16 protein-coding genes are annotated in these 14482 nt (G+C 68.0%); 5 read left to right on the plus strand and 11 right to left on the minus strand.

What is annotated here, in order from left to right; translation table 11 throughout:
• Positions 1-11: 11 nt before the first annotated feature.
• Both AB0P11_RS10990 and ligD read left to right on the plus strand, forming a co-directional pair.
• Positions 12-1145 carry an SseB family protein gene (locus AB0P11_RS10990; protein WP_053098993.1) on the plus strand — a complete coding sequence of 378 codons (1134 nt, stop codon included), beginning with the start codon at positions 12-14 and terminating at the stop codon, positions 1143-1145.
• A 41-nt stretch (positions 1146-1186) separates the two neighbouring features.
• Entirely contained in the window at positions 1187-2239 is a 1053-nt protein-coding gene (gene ligD / locus AB0P11_RS10995; RefSeq protein ID WP_363521940.1) for a non-homologous end-joining DNA ligase, read from the plus strand.
• 3 nt (positions 2240-2242) lie between these two features.
• On the opposite strand, the gene AB0P11_RS11000 is transcribed toward ligD, so the two are convergent.
• Both AB0P11_RS11000 and AB0P11_RS11005 read right to left on the minus strand, forming a co-directional pair.
• A complete protein-coding gene (locus tag AB0P11_RS11000) occupies positions 2243-3286 on the minus strand; it encodes an ATP-dependent DNA ligase (RefSeq protein ID WP_363521943.1) in 1044 nt (347 codons plus the stop codon).
• Positions 3287-3336: 50 nt separating this feature from the next.
• On the minus strand, positions 3337-4788 hold the full coding sequence (locus AB0P11_RS11005) for an NAD(P)/FAD-dependent oxidoreductase (protein WP_363521946.1): 1452 nt from the start codon (positions 4786-4788) through the stop codon (positions 3337-3339).
• Positions 4789-4829: 41 nt separating this feature from the next.
• Here AB0P11_RS11005 and AB0P11_RS11010 point away from each other — a divergent pair, with 41 nt between their 5' ends.
• A complete protein-coding gene (locus AB0P11_RS11010; RefSeq protein WP_053098997.1) occupies positions 4830-5315 on the plus strand; it encodes a hypothetical protein in 486 nt (161 codons plus the stop codon).
• 30 nt (positions 5316-5345) lie between these two features.
• Here AB0P11_RS11010 and AB0P11_RS11015 read toward each other — a convergent pair whose 3' ends face one another.
• The 8 genes from AB0P11_RS11015 to AB0P11_RS11050 all read right to left on the minus strand — a co-directional run bounded on the left by AB0P11_RS11015 (position 5346) and on the right by AB0P11_RS11050 (position 10587).
• Entirely contained in the window at positions 5346-6581 is a 1236-nt protein-coding gene (locus AB0P11_RS11015; RefSeq protein WP_363521949.1) for an acyl-CoA dehydrogenase family protein, read from the minus strand.
• Positions 6582-6656: 75 nt separating this feature from the next.
• Entirely contained in the window at positions 6657-7319 is a 663-nt protein-coding gene (locus tag AB0P11_RS11020; RefSeq protein WP_053098999.1) for a TetR family transcriptional regulator, read from the minus strand.
• 90 nt (positions 7320-7409) lie between these two features.
• A complete protein-coding gene (locus AB0P11_RS11025) occupies positions 7410-7670 on the minus strand; it encodes a hypothetical protein (RefSeq protein WP_053099000.1) in 261 nt (86 codons plus the stop codon).
• The gene (locus tag AB0P11_RS11030; RefSeq protein ID WP_363521954.1) at positions 7667-8110 is read right to left on the minus strand and encodes a hypothetical protein; all 444 of its coding nucleotides are present in this window, start codon (positions 8108-8110) and stop codon (positions 7667-7669) included. The genes AB0P11_RS11025 and AB0P11_RS11030 overlap by 4 nt, the downstream gene beginning before the upstream one ends.
• A complete protein-coding gene (locus AB0P11_RS11035; RefSeq protein ID WP_363521956.1) occupies positions 8107-8391 on the minus strand; it encodes a hypothetical protein in 285 nt (94 codons plus the stop codon). The genes AB0P11_RS11030 and AB0P11_RS11035 overlap by 4 nt, the downstream gene beginning before the upstream one ends.
• Entirely contained in the window at positions 8388-9848 is a 1461-nt protein-coding gene (locus AB0P11_RS11040; protein WP_363521958.1) for a glycohydrolase toxin TNT-related protein, read from the minus strand. Before AB0P11_RS11040 ends, AB0P11_RS11035 begins: the two co-directional genes overlap by 4 nt.
• Positions 9845-10174 carry a type VII secretion target gene (locus tag AB0P11_RS11045; RefSeq protein ID WP_053099004.1) on the minus strand — a complete coding sequence of 110 codons (330 nt, stop codon included), beginning with the start codon at positions 10172-10174 and terminating at the stop codon, positions 9845-9847. Before AB0P11_RS11045 ends, AB0P11_RS11040 begins: the two co-directional genes overlap by 4 nt.
• Complete coding sequence (locus AB0P11_RS11050; protein ID WP_056277348.1) at positions 10174-10587, minus strand: YbaB/EbfC family nucleoid-associated protein; 414 nt, start codon at positions 10585-10587, stop codon at positions 10174-10176. Before AB0P11_RS11050 ends, AB0P11_RS11045 begins: the two co-directional genes overlap by 1 nt.
• 164 nt (positions 10588-10751) lie before the next feature.
• Here AB0P11_RS11050 and sucC point away from each other — a divergent pair, with 164 nt between their 5' ends.
• The gene (sucC, locus tag AB0P11_RS11055; RefSeq protein WP_053099006.1) at positions 10752-11918 is read left to right on the plus strand and encodes an ADP-forming succinate--CoA ligase subunit beta; all 1167 of its coding nucleotides are present in this window, start codon (positions 10752-10754) and stop codon (positions 11916-11918) included.
• A gap of 27 nt (positions 11919-11945) precedes the next feature.
• Positions 11946-12848: a succinate--CoA ligase subunit alpha gene (gene sucD / locus AB0P11_RS11060; protein ID WP_285364884.1), complete on the plus strand. Its 903-nt coding sequence runs from the start codon at positions 11946-11948 to the stop codon at positions 12846-12848.
• Between the two features lie 138 nt (positions 12849-12986).
• On the opposite strand, the gene AB0P11_RS11065 is transcribed toward sucD, so the two are convergent.
• Positions 12987-14444: an NCS2 family permease gene (locus AB0P11_RS11065; protein ID WP_053099008.1), complete on the minus strand. Its 1458-nt coding sequence runs from the start codon at positions 14442-14444 to the stop codon at positions 12987-12989.
• Between the last annotated feature and the right edge of the window lie 38 nt (positions 14445-14482).

Consider the following 14482-nt stretch of genomic DNA (forward strand, 5'->3'; position numbering starts at 1 on the left):
GGCTGGCTGATATGGCCCTGTTCTCCCGCCGCAAGAAGTCCGCCGACGACGTCGTCGCCGACCAGTTCGACACCGAGACCGAGGAGTCCGCCGACGAGACTCCGGACGGTGCGGAGGCGCCGGCGGACGCCGCCGAGGCCACGCCCACCATCGGTATCTCCGTCCAGGCGTTCCGTGGGGTCGGTGCTCAGGCCGGACCGGAGGTCGAGCTGCCCGGTCCTGACGCGCCGGCAGCATCGGCGCCTGCGACAGCACCCGCCCCTGCTCCCGCTGCGCCGGCACCCGCCCCCGTGGCCGAGCCCGAGCGTCGACTGCCGCTGGCGCCCGCGATGCCGCCCGAGCAGACCGAGACCGTCCCGGGCATGAAGGACAACGTCCTGCTGCGTGAATCCCTGAAAGAGGTCGAGCAGGGCGCCACGAACGAGCAGCTGCTCGGAGTGCTCCGCCAGGCGCTGCAGGGGCACATGTACATCCGCGTCAACGGTGATGCACGCGCGCAGATCAGTGAGGGCAAGCCTCTCGCTGTCGCGGTCGTGCGTGATGGCGATCGTCAGTTCATGCTCGCGTTCAGTTCGGCCGCCGCTGTCCGAGACTCCGTGCAGCTCGAGAAGGACCCGACGGCGACATCTGCCGTCGCCCAGCCCGTCACGTCCGTTCTGCAGCAGGTCGTCTCGGGTGACTTCGCCGGCCTCATCGTCGACAACGCCTCTGCGCCGCACCGCGTGGTGTTCCCGTCCGAGCTCCTGCAGAAGGCGCTCGAGCAGGCAGACGTCGACATGACGGTCAAGTCGCTCATCGCCGCGCCGCGTGAGCAGGACACCGCATCGAAGGTCGGCGAGGCGCTCGCGACGAAGCGCATGTGGGTCGCCGTCAACGAGGGAAATCCCGGCGGACAGGTCGGGATCGCCGAAGCGCAGACTCCCGACGGCAAGCGGTTCCTCCAGCTCTTCTCGCACCCGCTCGAGGTGCTCGCGCTCGGTCGGGGCGATCGACCGCTGCCGTTCGAGCCGCTGCAGCTGGCCAAGATCCTCTCCAGCCACATCGATATGGCCGGGGTCATCATCGATCCGGCCGGCCCCAGCATCGTGGTCGAGCGCGACGCTCTCACCTCGGTGCTGATCCTCGCGATCGACATCGACGACTGACGGGCTTCCCCCGCGTCGCACCGGCCCTCTAGGGTCGGAGCATGGCCTCAGAACGCGTGACCCTGACAGTCATCGATCCCGATGGAGAGCGCGAGGTCGCGCTCTCGAGCCCGAACAGGGTCGTCTGGCCGAAGGACGGCATCACGAAGGTCGAGCTCGCGGAGTACTTCCAGCTCGTCAGCGTGCCGTTCCTCGAGGCGAACGGGAATCGTCCCGTCTCGCTCGAGCGCTTCCGCGACGGCGTGGGAAGCGACGGGTTCTTCTCGAAGAACCCGCCCAAGGGAACGCCCGACTATGTCGACGCGGTCACCGTGACCTACAACAGTGCGCGTCGGCATCCGCAGATCGTCCTGAATCGCCCGAGCGCGATCGTCTGGGCGGCGCAGATGAACACGATCGTCTTCCATCCCTGGGCGTCCCTCGCCACCGACCCGGACAATCCCGTCGAGTTGCGGATCGACCTCGACCCGCAGCCCGGCACGGGTTTCGCGGATGCCATCCCCGCCGCGCACGCGCTGAGAGAGGTGCTCGAGGAGGTCGGTCTCACCGCGTTCGTGAAGACCAGCGGCAACCGTGGACTGCACGTGTTCGCGCCCATCGAACCGACTCATGAGTTCCTCGATGTGCGGCACGCCGTGATCGCAGCCGGCCGCGAGCTGGAGCGACGGATGCCGGAGCAGGTCACGATGAGCTGGTGGAAGGAGGAGCGTGGTCAGCGGGTCTTCATCGACTTCAACCAGGCGAACCGCGACCGCACGATGGCCGGTGCCTACAGCCCCCGCGCGCTTCCCGGGGCCACGGTCTCGACGCCCGTGTACTGGGACGAGCTGGACGGTCTCGACCCCGCGGTCTTCACCGTCCGCAGCATCCCGAAGAGACTCGCCGAGGTCGGTGATCCCTGGGCGGGCAAGCAGGACGAGCCGGGGCGCATCGACACGCTTCTCGAGTGGTGGGAGCGGGACAAGGCGGCGGGCCTCGGCGAGTTGTCGTTCCCGCCCGAGTTTCCCAAAATGCCCGGAGAGCCCCCACGCGTGCAGCCCAGCAAGAAGGTCGACGCCCACTGGGATGCGAACGGTGACCCCGTCGAGGAGTGAGCCTCAGCCGATGACCTCGGCCAGGTCGTACCCGGCCACGGTGTCGAGCTGGTCGTAGGTGCACGACCGCGCATCCCGGTCCGGACGCCAGCGGTCGAACTGCACCGTATGGCGGAACCGCGAACCCTCGAGCTGGTCGTAGCGCACCTCGAGCACGAGCTCGGGGCGCAGCCGGACGAACGAGACATCCTTGGACCCGCTGAAGCGCGAACGCTCACCCTCGCCGGTGAGGGCCTCGCCGGAGTCGTCGCGCTGCACGAGCGGGGCGAGCTCCTCGACGAGCTCCCGGCGGCGCACATCACTCCATGCGGCCACGCCGCCGACCTGCCGCAGGGTGCCGTCGGAGTCGTAGAGGCCGACGAGCAGAGACCCGACGCCCGACCCGGACTTGTGCACGCGGTAGCCGAGCGCGACCACGTCAGCGGTGCGGGCATGCTTGATCTTGATGAGGGTGCGCTTTCCGGGCGCGTACGGCTGATCGAGTGGCTTGGCGACGACCCCGTCGAGCCCTGCGCCCTCGAACTCGGCGAGCCAGCGCACGGCGGCGTCCCGATCGCGGGTGGTGCGCGTGATGTGCAGGGGATGCTCGACCCCTTCCATCAGGGTCTCCAGGCGCGCGCGGCGTTCGGCGAACGGAGTGCTCAGGAGGTCTTCGTCGTCGACGGCCAGCAGATCGAAGGCGATGAACATCGCAGGCGTCTCCGCGGCGAGCTTCGCCACTCGTGAGGCCGCGGGATGGATGCGCTGACTCAGCGCCTCCCAATCGAGTCGCTGCGCCCCCTCGCGGCCCGTGGCCACGACGATCTCTCCGTCGAGCAGGCACGGCCTCGGAAGCAGTCGCGGGATCGCCTCGACGAGCTCGGGGAAGTATCTCGTCAGCGGTTTCGCTCCGCGGGAGCCGATCTCGACGGTCTCGCCGTCCCAGGCGATCAGCCCGCGGAATCCGTCCCACTTGGGCTCGAACAGCAGCCCTCCGGCGGTCTTCGCGGGATCGGGGACGGATGCTGCCGCCTTCGCCAGCATCGGGGACGGGATCTCGTAGCGCATGGATCCATCCTGGCGTCGGTCGCGTCGTGGCAGAAGGGTGATTTCGCCCGTCAGGAGAAGAGGTCGTCGAGGGAGACGCGCATGCCGGCATCCTTGAGCGCCGTGCGGGCGGCATGCCATCCCGCCATGCCGTTGACGCCCGGGCCGGGCGGTGTCGACGCCGACGCGAGGTACACCCCGTGCATCGGAGTGCGCCAGGGCGCGATGCCGAGGACCGGGCGCCGCAGCGCCTGCGGGATCGTGAACGCCCCGCCGAGGATGTCGCCGCCGATCTCCGACGGGTTGACCGCCTCGCGCGACGACGCCGGCACCGAGTGGTGCGCGAGGATGAGGTCCCGGAATCCCGGTGCGAATCGCTCGACCTGACGCGTGATGAGTTCGGTGGCGTCGAGATCGGAGTCCTGGGGAACATGGATGTACGCCCACAGCACCGCCTTGCCCTCCGGCGCCCTGCTGGGGTCGAAGACCGAGGGCTGCACCGTCAGGACGTACGGTCGGTCGCTGATCCGTCCCCCGGCGACAGCGTTCTCACTCGCCCACGTCTCCGCGGCCGATCCACCGATGTGGACGGTGGGCGACTGGGCGACGTCGGGATTCGCCCAGGGAATCGGCCCGTCGAGAGCGAAATCCACCTTCGCAGCGGCGGGGCCGTATCGGTAGTTGCGGATCGCCCGCGCGTAGGCCGCGGGGATGTCCGGATGGGTGAGGGTGAGGCGGGGCGATGTGTTCAGCATCAGCAGATCACCACGGGCGGGGTCGCCCCAGTCGAGCGATCCCAGGTCGGTGACGTGGATGCCCGATTCGACGGATCCGCCATGGGCCTCGATATCGGCGACCATGCTGTCGGCGATGCGCTGCGCGCCGCCTCGCGGGTACATCCATCCGCCGGCGTGCGCCTGCGCGGCGAGCAGCAGCCCGGCTGCGGCACCGGCGAGCGAGGGGAGCGGGGTGTTCGCGTGCGCCAGGACACCGGCCATCAGCGCGGCGGCCTCTTCGGTGCGGAAGCTGCGCCGGGCGAGCGGCGTGCCCTGGTCGAGCATCCGCAGGGCGAACCGGAGAGCCGTGATCGGCTCGCGAGGCACCCTGAGCATCTGGTTGCCGGTGAAGTCGACGACACCCTCGACGTGAGTGCTGAGCGGGCGCAGGAGCGACAGCCAGGCCCGCTCGTCGATGCCGAGCCCTGCCGCGGTGCGTTCGATGTCGCGCCATGCGATTCCGGCTCTGCCGCCGTCTAGCGGGTGCGCGTACGAGATGTCGGGGAGGATCCAGTCCACCCGTTCGGCGAGGCCGAACGCCTGGAAGAACGACGAAGAGAGCGCGGCCGGGTGCACGGCGGCGCAGACGTCATGCCGGAAGCCCGAGAGGGTCGATTCCGTCGTGCGGACTCCGCCGCCGATCGTGTCGGCGGCTTCGAGCACGTGCACCTCGTAGCCGGCGCGCGCGAGGGACACAGCCGCCGCCAGGCCGTTCGGTCCGGAGCCGATGATCGTCGCGCGTGCCATTCGGCCAGTCTTCCATGCCCGGGCGTGAGATCCTTGAGGAAATGAATGAAGTTCAGGGCCCGACCCCCACAGGCAACTCCCGTCCGTACCGAACCCTCGCGGAGGCGCTCCGCGCGCATCGCATCGCCGAGGAGAACCACGAGTTCATCTCCGCGATCACCGACGCCGTCGGCATCTCCTCCTATATCGACCGCGGTCGCTACATCGAGGCGATCCGCCGCGGCGACGGCGCCCCGCTGCACATCGGCAAGACCTACACCAACGGCTTCACCGAGGACGAGACGATCGTCATCGGCTCGACGCCCCTGCGACTGCAGCCGAGCGAGGGACGCGCACCGTACTTCTACGTGACGCACCCGAGCGAGTTCCGCCCGATCGCGCCTGTCAAGGCGAAGAGATCGACGACCCCTCGTGTCGCGGCTGCGCCGAAGGCCGAGCGCGCGACCAAGACGGAAGAGCGCGACTACGGCGTCTGCGACGTCTGCTTCATGGTGAAGACGCCGGCCGGCGGCTGCGGCTGCGACTGACGTCCTCGTCGGCGCCGCGGTGGTGAGCGCTCAGGTGAAGGCGCTCATCCCCGTGATGTCGCGCCCGAGCAGCAGCGCCTGCACGCTCTCGGTGCCCTCATAGGTGTGGATCGCCTCGATGTCGGCCATGTGCTGCATCACACCGTTCTCGAGCAGGATGCCGTTGCCGCCGAGGAGGTCACGGGCGACGGATGCCACGCGTCGAGCTGCTCGCGTGTTGTGGAACTTCGCCAGCGAGGCCTGCGTGGGGCGAAGCTCACCCGCGGTCTCGAGGTCTGCGAGGCGACGGCAGTACAGCTGCATGGCCGTGAGGTCCTCGAGCATGTGCGTGAGGCGCTCCTGCACCATCTGGAACTTGGCGAGCGGCTTGCCGAACTGGATGCGCTGGGTCGAGTAGGCCAGCGCCGCCTCGTAGCAGGCCGTCGCGTGGCCGAGGGCCGACCACGCGACCCCTGAGCGGGTGGCGTAGAGGACGACCGACGCGTCCTTGAAGCTCTTGGTGCCAGGGAGCACGGAGTCGAGCGGCACCCGGACGTCGTCGAGCACGATGTGAGCCTGGTGGATCGCCCGAAGCGAGGCCTTGCCGCGGATCGGCGTCCCTGAGTATCCGGGGGTGTCCTGTTCGATGAGGAAGCACCGGACCGCACCGTGTTCGGGCGCCGTCTCGTCGTCGACGCGGGCCCAGACGAAAGTGATGCCGCCCGAGGCGCCGTTGCCGATCCACTTCTTCGCGCCGCGGATGACCCACTCGTCGCCGTCGCGGCGGGCCACGGTCTCCAGCGATACCGAATCAGACCCGTGGTCGGGCTCGGTGAGGGCGAAGGATCCGAAGACCGAGCCGTCGGCCAGAGCCGTGAGCCACTTCTCCTGCTGAGCGGGGGATCCGAAGAGCGCCAGGGTGCGCAGCGCGAGCCCGCCTTGGACGGCGAGCACGGTGCCGAGCGACCCGTCGCCGCGCGAGATCTCCATGTTCACGAGCCCGGCAGCGAGGGGAGAGAGCCGGGTGAGGGCAGGATGCTCGATGCCATCGACGACGAGATCCATCTCGCCCATTCGGCGCGCGGCCTCGAGTGGATACTCCGCGCGATCCCAGGCGTCCGCCATCTGAGGCCCGACCTCGTCGATGTAGGCCTTGGCGCGATCCCAGGCCGACCGGTCGGCGTCGGGGATGTCGGCGAAGACGGCGTAGTAATCGCTGTCCTGTCGCCCGGTGATGTCGTACGACGAGACGCGCTCGCCGGGCAGGGGAGAGGCTGCGGTGCTCATGGTGACTCCTTCGTGACACCAAGTATCGTACGCTCTGAAACTCGGTTTCACGACTCCGGTGGAGAGAGTCCTGGTTCAGTCGAGTTGAGAGCGCAGGCGCCGGGTGACCTCGGCGATCGGCATCGAGCGAGGGAACACGGCGACGACCACGTCATCCGGAGCCTCGGAGACCGCGTCGGAAGGCACCCCGTAGCGGCGGCGGACGTCGGCGAGCGCCGTCTGCAGCGTCGAGAGCGGCACCTTCTTCTTGCCGCGCAGCAGCTGCCGCAGCACATGGTTGTGCACGGCGGTGACGAGGGCGGAGAACCCGACGGCATCGAGAGGATCGATCCCGGGGAGCGAGCTGCGCAGATAGTCGTCGAACAGCCGCTCGTAGCGGAACACCGTGATGATCTCGCGCTCACGGAGCACCGGCACCTGGCGGACGATCTGATAGCGGCGACGCGCGAGTTCGGGATCGTGCGCGAAGTGGGCGAAGACCGACTCGGATGCCGCGCAGACCGCACGCCAGGGATCGTCATGCCCTTCCGCGAGGAAGGTCCGCAACTGGTCGAGCAGCACCTCATGGTCCGCGAAGACCACATCCTCTTTGCCGCCGAACTGGCGGAAGAAGGTCGAGCGTGAGACGCCTGCGGCCTTCGCGATCTGCTCGACGGAGGTCTGGTCGAAGCCCTGTGACGCGAAGAGCTCGAGTGCAGCGGCCACGACGCCGGTGCGCAGTTCTGCGGATTCGTGCATGGAATGAGCCTAGACCTGTCGATGTCGTCGACGATCATGGGGGTCGCCGTAGGGCGTGAGGCCGTGGCGACCGGACGGAGGCGTGGCCGTCTATGCCGTCGGACGGACGCCGCTGACGCGGTTCCAGATCTCCACCCGGTGGGTGAAGTCGGCGAGGGCCTCGGATTCCGCGTCGAAGGCGCGGAGCGAACCGGCGATGGGTTGTGCGCGTTCGTCTTGGATCCAGGTCTGGAAACCGTTCCTGCCGAAGGTCAGGACGATGACGTTCGGCTTGCCGCGCGGGTCCTCGAAGAGGGAGTACCCGGCATGGCCGCGTGCGCGGAGGTCGGCGAGCACGGTGTCACGGTTCATGCCAGTCCTCCAGGGACGCTCAGTTCGCGCACGACTCCGAGTCGCAGATAGAACGAGAGCGGCAGGGGCAGCACGAGCTGGGTGGCGCCGCCGGGTTCGCCGAATGCGGGAGCCACCCTGCCGCTGTAGATGGGCTCGTCCCAGCGGTAGTAGCCGATGTCCACGAGATCATCCAGGTCGCGGCGAAGCGCGGCATCGCCGGATCGCTCGTATGCGGCACGGACGTGTACGCAATCGCCGAGGACGATGAACTGGTGGTACGCCGACGGATTCTCGACCCAGGGGAGCGAGCGCTCAGGATACGCAGCGGGCTGCCCGTTCTCGACGAGGAAGACGTAGCGGGTGTTCACGGGGCCGTACATGTCCCAGACCTCCGCGCCGGCCGGCACGGGCTCGCGAGTGAGGGCGCGGCCGTCGGGGCCGATCCAGACCTCGGTCATGCGGAGTCCCCGATCCGGCGCACAGCGGTGGAATCCGCTGCCTTGTGCGACCGTGCCATCCGCAGGAACTGGTCGAGAGCCTCGGCTTCGGAGGAGAAGCGCGACGGGCCGAAGAACCGGTCGCCGCGCTCGTCGGTGTCCCACACGATCCACTCATCGCCGTCGTGATCGATCCATGCCGACCGTTCGCGACGGCCGGTGCGCCCGAACCAGTTCGCGGTGGCGGTGAGCTGTTCGTCCTGGATGATGCGCTGTGCGTCGGCGGCGGTGAGGTTCGTCATGGGATCTCCTTTAGCAGGCCCAGCGCGATGAGCTGCTCGGCGGTGAGCGGAAGCTGCACCTGGGAGCCGCCACCCGGCGAGCCGAATCCGGGCGCGATGTCTCCCTGGTACCCCTGTGAACCGAGGTATTCGGGCTTGAGACCGCCCGCCAGGAGTTCGTCCTTGACGTGCTGAGGGGCGCTGTCGAACGCACCACGCAGATCGGACAGATCGCCGACGACCTCGTAGCGGTGGTAATGCGCGGGATTCTCGACGTAGGGCAGGGAACGCTGGTCGTACGTGTACGGCCCGTCATCCGGCACCGGTGAGGTGTATCGACCGTCGGGGGGACCGTAGCGGTCGAGCACATCACCGGGCTGCGGCGTGTGCGGCTGTCGGATCGGATTGTCGTTGGCATCCAGCACGTACCCGCCGCCGGGCACCTGGCTCCAGTCGATGCTCCCATCCGGCTGAAGGACCTCAGGCCCCTTGGGGATCTGCACGTCGGGTGGGAGCGTGCCGGTCTCGGCGAAGTCGTCGGCGTACTGCGGGTAGTTGCGCTCGAGATATGTCTGGAGCTGCTCGTCGGTGAGCATGCTCTGGTCGCGCACGCTGGGACCGGGCGAGGTGGGCCCGTCCGGCGTCGTGCCGTCCGGCGGGTTGTGGGGAGGCGTGCCGTTCGGGCTGTGCGGTGCTCCGGGACCGGAGGGAGCGTTTCCGCCGCCCGGACCGCGCGAGAAGAGGTCTCCGAGGCGCTGGAAGAGCGCCTTGAGTTCGTCCAGGTGCTTGGCGAGAGCCGTGACGGCGTCGACGAGCTTGAGCACCGTGCCGGAGATCCGGGCGGTCATCGCCGAGACCCGGCTCGTCGCCTGCGCGATGACGTACGGGGTTGCAGTGCCGAGTGAGATCACCAGCGTGCTCGCATAGGAGATCAGCGAGCCCACGAGCTGCGAGAGCGTGTCGCGTACGAGCTCATGAACGACCTGGACGAGCATGGATGCCGCTTCCATGCCGGTCTTCATGCCGCCCGCCCACGCGCCCGCGGCGGAGATATGAGCGGCGACGTCCGCCTGGAGTCGGAGGTACGCGGCGATCGCCTCGCCCGACATCGAGCTCACGTCGGCGAGTCGGGAATCGAGGGTCTCGCCCGCCTGCTGCAGATGCTGGGCGATGTTGCCCCACGTCGCGGCGAATCCGGCGACTTCACCTGCGTCGCCGGTCAGGTCGTTGAGCCAGCCTTTGAGCGGCTCGAGATGGTCCATGAGCCAGCCCAGACCCGCCGCGATCAGCGATCCGAGCGGATCCATCGCCGTCGCGACGGTGTTCGCCAGGGCGGAGAACGATGCGAGGCCTCCGGCCACCCAGTCTCCGCTCTCGATGGCGTTGACGAGCTCATAGCCGTCCTCGAGCAGCCCTGCGCCGCTGAACGGCGTCGTCGGATCGATCGGTCCGGCCACCAGCGGGTTCGGCGGCGTCATCGGACGCCGCCCTCGACCGATGCCATCAGACCGCTGATCGTGTCGAGCTGTCGCTGCTCGCCCTCATCGAAGTCATCGGCGAGACCTTTGAGCTGTTCCTCGGACTGCTCGAGCATGGTCGCCGCGGCGGAGATCGCGCCGATGGCGATCGACGAGACGAGTTGCGCAGGCGGAACCAGGAATGCGCACATCACCCCGAACGCCCCGCCGCCGACGTTCATCGACCCGGCGGCGTTCTCGGCGAGCCTGACATCCGACGCGATCTGGCCGACGCGCTGCGCGTGCCTGCGCACCGTCTCGGTGTCTACCGCGATCAGCTCCGCCATCAGCGGTACTCGATCCGTGGCTGGCCGTCCTGACTCGGGTCGGGGAGCTGAGCGATCTCTTCACGCAGGTGCTCGACGGCTGCGTCGTCCGCGCCGAACGCCTCGGCGGCGATCTCGACGGCCTTCGCGCCGGCCGCGCGCTGCGCATCTCCGGCGAGGGAGACGATCAGAGCGCCCAGCGCTGCGGGGGATCGGTCGTATGCGGCATCCGTGAGCGTGACCTCGGCGAGCCGACCGGAGGAATCCACCGTGACCGCGACATCACGGCCAGGCGACGTCGCCCGCTCACGCACGGCAGCGATGTCGTCGCGCACCTGCTCGGCCTGTGCCGCGCGGCGCTCTGCGTCTCTGACCTGCTGCTCGATGCGGGCCCGTGTGGCGATCGGATCCGACCAGTCGAACGTGTCCGTCATTGTCTCCCCCTGATTCAACGCACAAGAATGCTACCGGACGACATCGGCTCGTCGCCCGCGCTCTGCGGACGTAGGGGCGCTCAGGCGGCGGTAGTAGGCTGGGGGATTGATCGATGTCTCGACATCGAGAGAATTCCAGGCCGCAGCCCAGTGAAGGAAGCACAGTGGATCTGTACGAGTACCAGGCACGAGACGTTTTCGAGAAGTACGGAGTGCCGGTCCTCGCCGGCATCGTCGCCGACACCCCTGAGGAGGTGAAGGCAGCCGCTGAGAAGATCGGCGGCGTCGTCGTCGTCAAGGCCCAGGTCAAGACCGGTGGTCGTGGCAAGGCCGGCGGCGTCAAGGTCGCCAAGACCCCCGACGAGGCGTACGAGGCGGCCAAGGCCATCCTCGGTCTCGACATCAAGGGCCACATCGTCAAGCGCGTCATGGTCGCGCAGGGTGCCCGCATCGCTGAGGAGTTCTACTTCTCCGTGCTGCTCGACCGTGCCAACCGCTCGTACCTGAGCCTCTGCTCGGTCGAGGGCGGCATGGAGATCGAGGAGCTCGCGGTCGAGCGTCCCGAGGCGCTCGCGCGCGTCGAGGTCAACCCGCTGACCGGCATCGACAAGGAGAAGGCCGTCGAGATCGCTCGCGCCGCCAACTTCCCGGAGGACCTCATCGAGAAGGTCTCCGACGTGTTCGTCAAGCTCTTCGACGTCTACAAGGGCGAGGACGCGACTCTCGTCGAGGTCAACCCGCTGGTCCGCACCGAAGAGGGCGACATCATCGCCCTCGACGGCAAGGTCACGCTCGACGACAACGCCTCCGAGATCCGCCACCCCGAGCACGAGGCGCTCGAGGACAAGGACGCAGCGGACCCGCTCGAGGCGAAGGCCAAGAAGAGCGGTCTGAACTACGTCAAGCTCGACGGCGAGGTCGGCATCATCGGCAACGGCGCAGGTCTCGTCATGTCGACGCTCGACGTGGTCGCCTACGCCGGCGAGAACCACAACGGCGTCAAGCCCGCGAACTTCCTCGACATCGGCGGCGGCGCCTCGGCAGAGGTCATGGCCGCAGGCCTCGACGTCATCCTGGGTGACCCGCAGGTCAAGAGCGTGTTCGTCAACGTCTTCGGCGGCATCACGGCGTGCGACGCCGTCGCCAACGGCATCAAGGGCGCACTCGAGACGCTCGGCTCCACGGCGTCCAAGCCGCTGGTCGTGCGCCTCGACGGCAACCGCGTCGACGAGGGTCGTGCGATCCTCGCCGAGTACGCGCACCCGCTCGTCACGCTCGCCAGCACCATGGACGAAGGCGCCGACAAGGCCGCCGAACTCGCCAACGCCTGATCGCAGAGAGACACAAGGACTAGAGAAATGTCGATCTACCTCAACAAGGATTCCAAGGTCATCGTCCAGGGCATCACCGGCGGCGAGGGCACCAAGCACACGGCGCTCATGCTGAAGGCCGGCACCCAGGTCGTCGGCGGCGTGAACGCACGCAAGGCCGGCACCACGGTCGCGCACACCGACAAGGACGGCAACGCCGTCGAGCTCCCCGTCTTCGGCTCGGTCGCCGAGGCCATGAAGGAGACCGGCGCAGATGTGTCGATCGCCTTCGTGCCCGGCGCCTTCACCAAGGACGCGATGATCGAGGCCATCGATGCCGAGATCCCGCTGCTCGTCGTGATCACCGAGGGTGTCCCCGTCGGCGACTCGGCAGAGGCCTGGGCTTACGCCCAGAGCAAGGGCAACACGACTCGCATCATCGGACCGAACTGCCCCGGGATCATCACCCCCGGTGAGGCGCTCGTCGGCATCACGCCGGCGAACATCACCGGAAAGGGACCGATCGGGCTCGTGTCGAAGTCGGGCACCCTGACGTACCAGATGATGTTCGAGCTGCGCGACCTGGGCTTCTCGACGGCCATCGGCATCGGCGGCGACCCCGTCATCGGCACGACGCACATCGACGCGCTCGCCGCGTTCGAGGCCGACCCCGATACCAAGGCGATCGTGATGATCGGTGAGATCGGCGGCGACGCCGAAGAGCGCGCGGCCGACTACATCAAGGCGCACGTCACCAAGCCGGTCGTCGGCTACGTCGCGGGCTTCACGGCTCCCGAGGGCAAGACCATGGGCCACGCCGGCGCGATCGTGTCGGGCTCCGCGGGCACCGCCCAGGCGAAGAAGGAGGCCCTCGAGGCCGCGGGGGTCAAGGTCGGCAAGACGCCGTCCGAGACGGCCGCACTCATGCGTGAGATCGTCGAGTCGCTCTAAGCGCTAGACTGTAGGAGAAGGCCCTGGACTCCACTCCGGGGCCTTCTTCTATGCCCGGACGCTTTCGACACGCCAGGTGCGTGGGGACGACGAAGGGCGGATGCCGCAGCATCCGCCCTTCGTGTTGTTCGTCGTCGCTCAGGCGACGCCGAAGAGCGCCTCGATGGGACCTCGGGCGAAGAAGATCACGAAGCCGACGGCGACGATCCACAGCAGCGGGCTGATCTTGCGGGCCTTGCCGGAGAACGCCTGGATGAGCACCCAGCTGACGAAGCCGGCGCCGATTCCGTTGGCGATCGAGTAGGTCAGCGGCATCACGGTCACGGTCAGGAAGACGGGCAGCAGCACGTCGAACTCCGTGAGGTCGATGTACTTGATCTGCGCCATCATCATCGCGCCGACGATCACGAGCGCGGCGGCCGCGATCTCGGTCGGGACGATCGAGGTGAGCGGCGTGAGGAACATCGCGAGCAGGAACATGCCACCCGTGATCAGGTTGGCGAATCCGGTGCGCGCACCCTCGCCGATACCCGCTCCGGACTCGATGAACACGGTGCTCGACGACGAGGACGTACCACCACCGACGATCGCGCCGACACCTTCGACGACCAGCGCCGACTTGATGCGCGGGAAGTCGCCGTTCTCATTCGCGAGGTCGGCCTCCTTGGCGAGACCGGTCATGGTGCCCATGGCGTCGAAGAAGTTCGAGAAGACGAGGGTGAAGACGATCATCACGATCGCGACGAGGCTCACCTTGCTGAAGTCGAAGCTGAAGTCGACCGCGCCGACCAGGCTCAGGTCGGGCAGACCGAACGGCGATCCCGTGAGAGTCGGAACCGTGAGCCCCCAGCCGCCCGCGTTGTCGTCGGATGCGGCTCCGAGATGCCAGATCGCCTCGACGATCACCGCGAGGACGGTGCCGGTGACGAGGCCGATGAGCAGCCCGCCCTTGACCTTGCGCGCGACCAGGATGCCGGTGACGATGAGCGTGACGATGAACAGCACGGTGGGCACGGTCGCGACCGATCCGCCGACGCCGAGACCGACCGGCGGAGATGCGCTGCCGGTCGCGGTGACGAAGCCGGAGTTCACGAACCCGATGAAGGCGATGAACAGGCCGATTCCGACCGTGATCGCGATCTTCAGCTGGAAAGGAACCGCGTCGAAGATCATCTTGCGCAGGCCGGTCGCCGCGAGAAGCACGATGACGAGACCGTTGATCATCACGAGAGCCATCGCCTCGGGCCAGGTGACCTGACCGACGACCGAGAAGGCCACGAAGGCGTTGATGCCGAGGCCGGCGGCGAAGCCGAACGGCAGGCGGGTGATGAGACCGAACAGGATCGTCATGATGCCGGCGGTCAACGCGGTGGCGGCGCCGACGGCGCTGAAATCGAGCGTGTCGCCGGCGACGTCGGCCGAGCCGGACAGGATGATCGGGTTGAGGATCACGATGTAGGCCATCGTGACGAAGGTCACCAGGCCCCCTCGGATCTCGGTGCCGATCGTGGATCCGCGCTTGCTGATCTCGAAGAAGCGGTCGAGGGCGTTCTTGGGTTGGGCCTCTGAGCGGGTGGGGGACGGGGCAGTTGTCATCGGGAAACCTCCGCTGGAGACGATATCGTGTCGCCCGA

Origin of the sequence: Microbacterium sp. NPDC079176 (assembly GCF_040686675.1) — a bacterium.
GTDB lineage: Bacteria > Actinomycetota > Actinomycetes > Actinomycetales > Microbacteriaceae > Microbacterium.

What these genes read in the sequence shown, in the direction of transcription:
- AB0P11_RS11040 (WP_363521958.1), bottom strand. Translation starts at nt 9,848, where the DNA reads ATGACGCCGCCGAACCCGCTGGTGGCCGGACCGATCGATCCGACGACG.
- AB0P11_RS11035 (WP_363521956.1), bottom strand. Translation starts at nt 8,391, where the DNA reads ATGACGAACCTCACCGCCGCCGACGCACAGCGCATCATCCAGGACGAA.
- AB0P11_RS11015 (WP_363521949.1), bottom strand. Translation starts at nt 6,581, where the DNA reads ATGAGCACCGCAGCCTCTCCCCTGCCCGGCGAGCGCGTCTCGTCGTAC.
- AB0P11_RS11010 (WP_053098997.1), top strand. Translation starts at nt 4,830, where the DNA reads ATGAATGAAGTTCAGGGCCCGACCCCCACAGGCAACTCCCGTCCGTAC.
- ligD (WP_363521940.1), top strand. Translation starts at nt 1,187, where the DNA reads ATGGCCTCAGAACGCGTGACCCTGACAGTCATCGATCCCGATGGAGAG.
- AB0P11_RS11045 (WP_053099004.1), bottom strand. Translation starts at nt 10,174, where the DNA reads ATGGCGGAGCTGATCGCGGTAGACACCGAGACGGTGCGCAGGCACGCG.
- AB0P11_RS10990 (WP_053098993.1), top strand. Translation starts at nt 12, where the DNA reads ATGGCCCTGTTCTCCCGCCGCAAGAAGTCCGCCGACGACGTCGTCGCC.
- AB0P11_RS11020 (WP_053098999.1), bottom strand. Translation starts at nt 7,319, where the DNA reads ATGCACGAATCCGCAGAACTGCGCACCGGCGTCGTGGCCGCTGCACTC.
- AB0P11_RS11050 (WP_056277348.1), bottom strand. Translation starts at nt 10,587, where the DNA reads ATGACGGACACGTTCGACTGGTCGGATCCGATCGCCACACGGGCCCGC.
- AB0P11_RS11005 (WP_363521946.1), bottom strand. Translation starts at nt 4,788, where the DNA reads ATGGCACGCGCGACGATCATCGGCTCCGGACCGAACGGCCTGGCGGCG.
- sucD (WP_285364884.1), top strand. Translation starts at nt 11,946, where the DNA reads ATGTCGATCTACCTCAACAAGGATTCCAAGGTCATCGTCCAGGGCATC.
- AB0P11_RS11030 (WP_363521954.1), bottom strand. Translation starts at nt 8,110, where the DNA reads ATGACCGAGGTCTGGATCGGCCCCGACGGCCGCGCCCTCACTCGCGAG.
- AB0P11_RS11065 (WP_053099008.1), bottom strand. Translation starts at nt 14,444, where the DNA reads ATGACAACTGCCCCGTCCCCCACCCGCTCAGAGGCCCAACCCAAGAAC.
- AB0P11_RS11000 (WP_363521943.1), bottom strand. Translation starts at nt 3,286, where the DNA reads ATGCGCTACGAGATCCCGTCCCCGATGCTGGCGAAGGCGGCAGCATCC.
- AB0P11_RS11025 (WP_053099000.1), bottom strand. Translation starts at nt 7,670, where the DNA reads ATGAACCGTGACACCGTGCTCGCCGACCTCCGCGCACGCGGCCATGCC.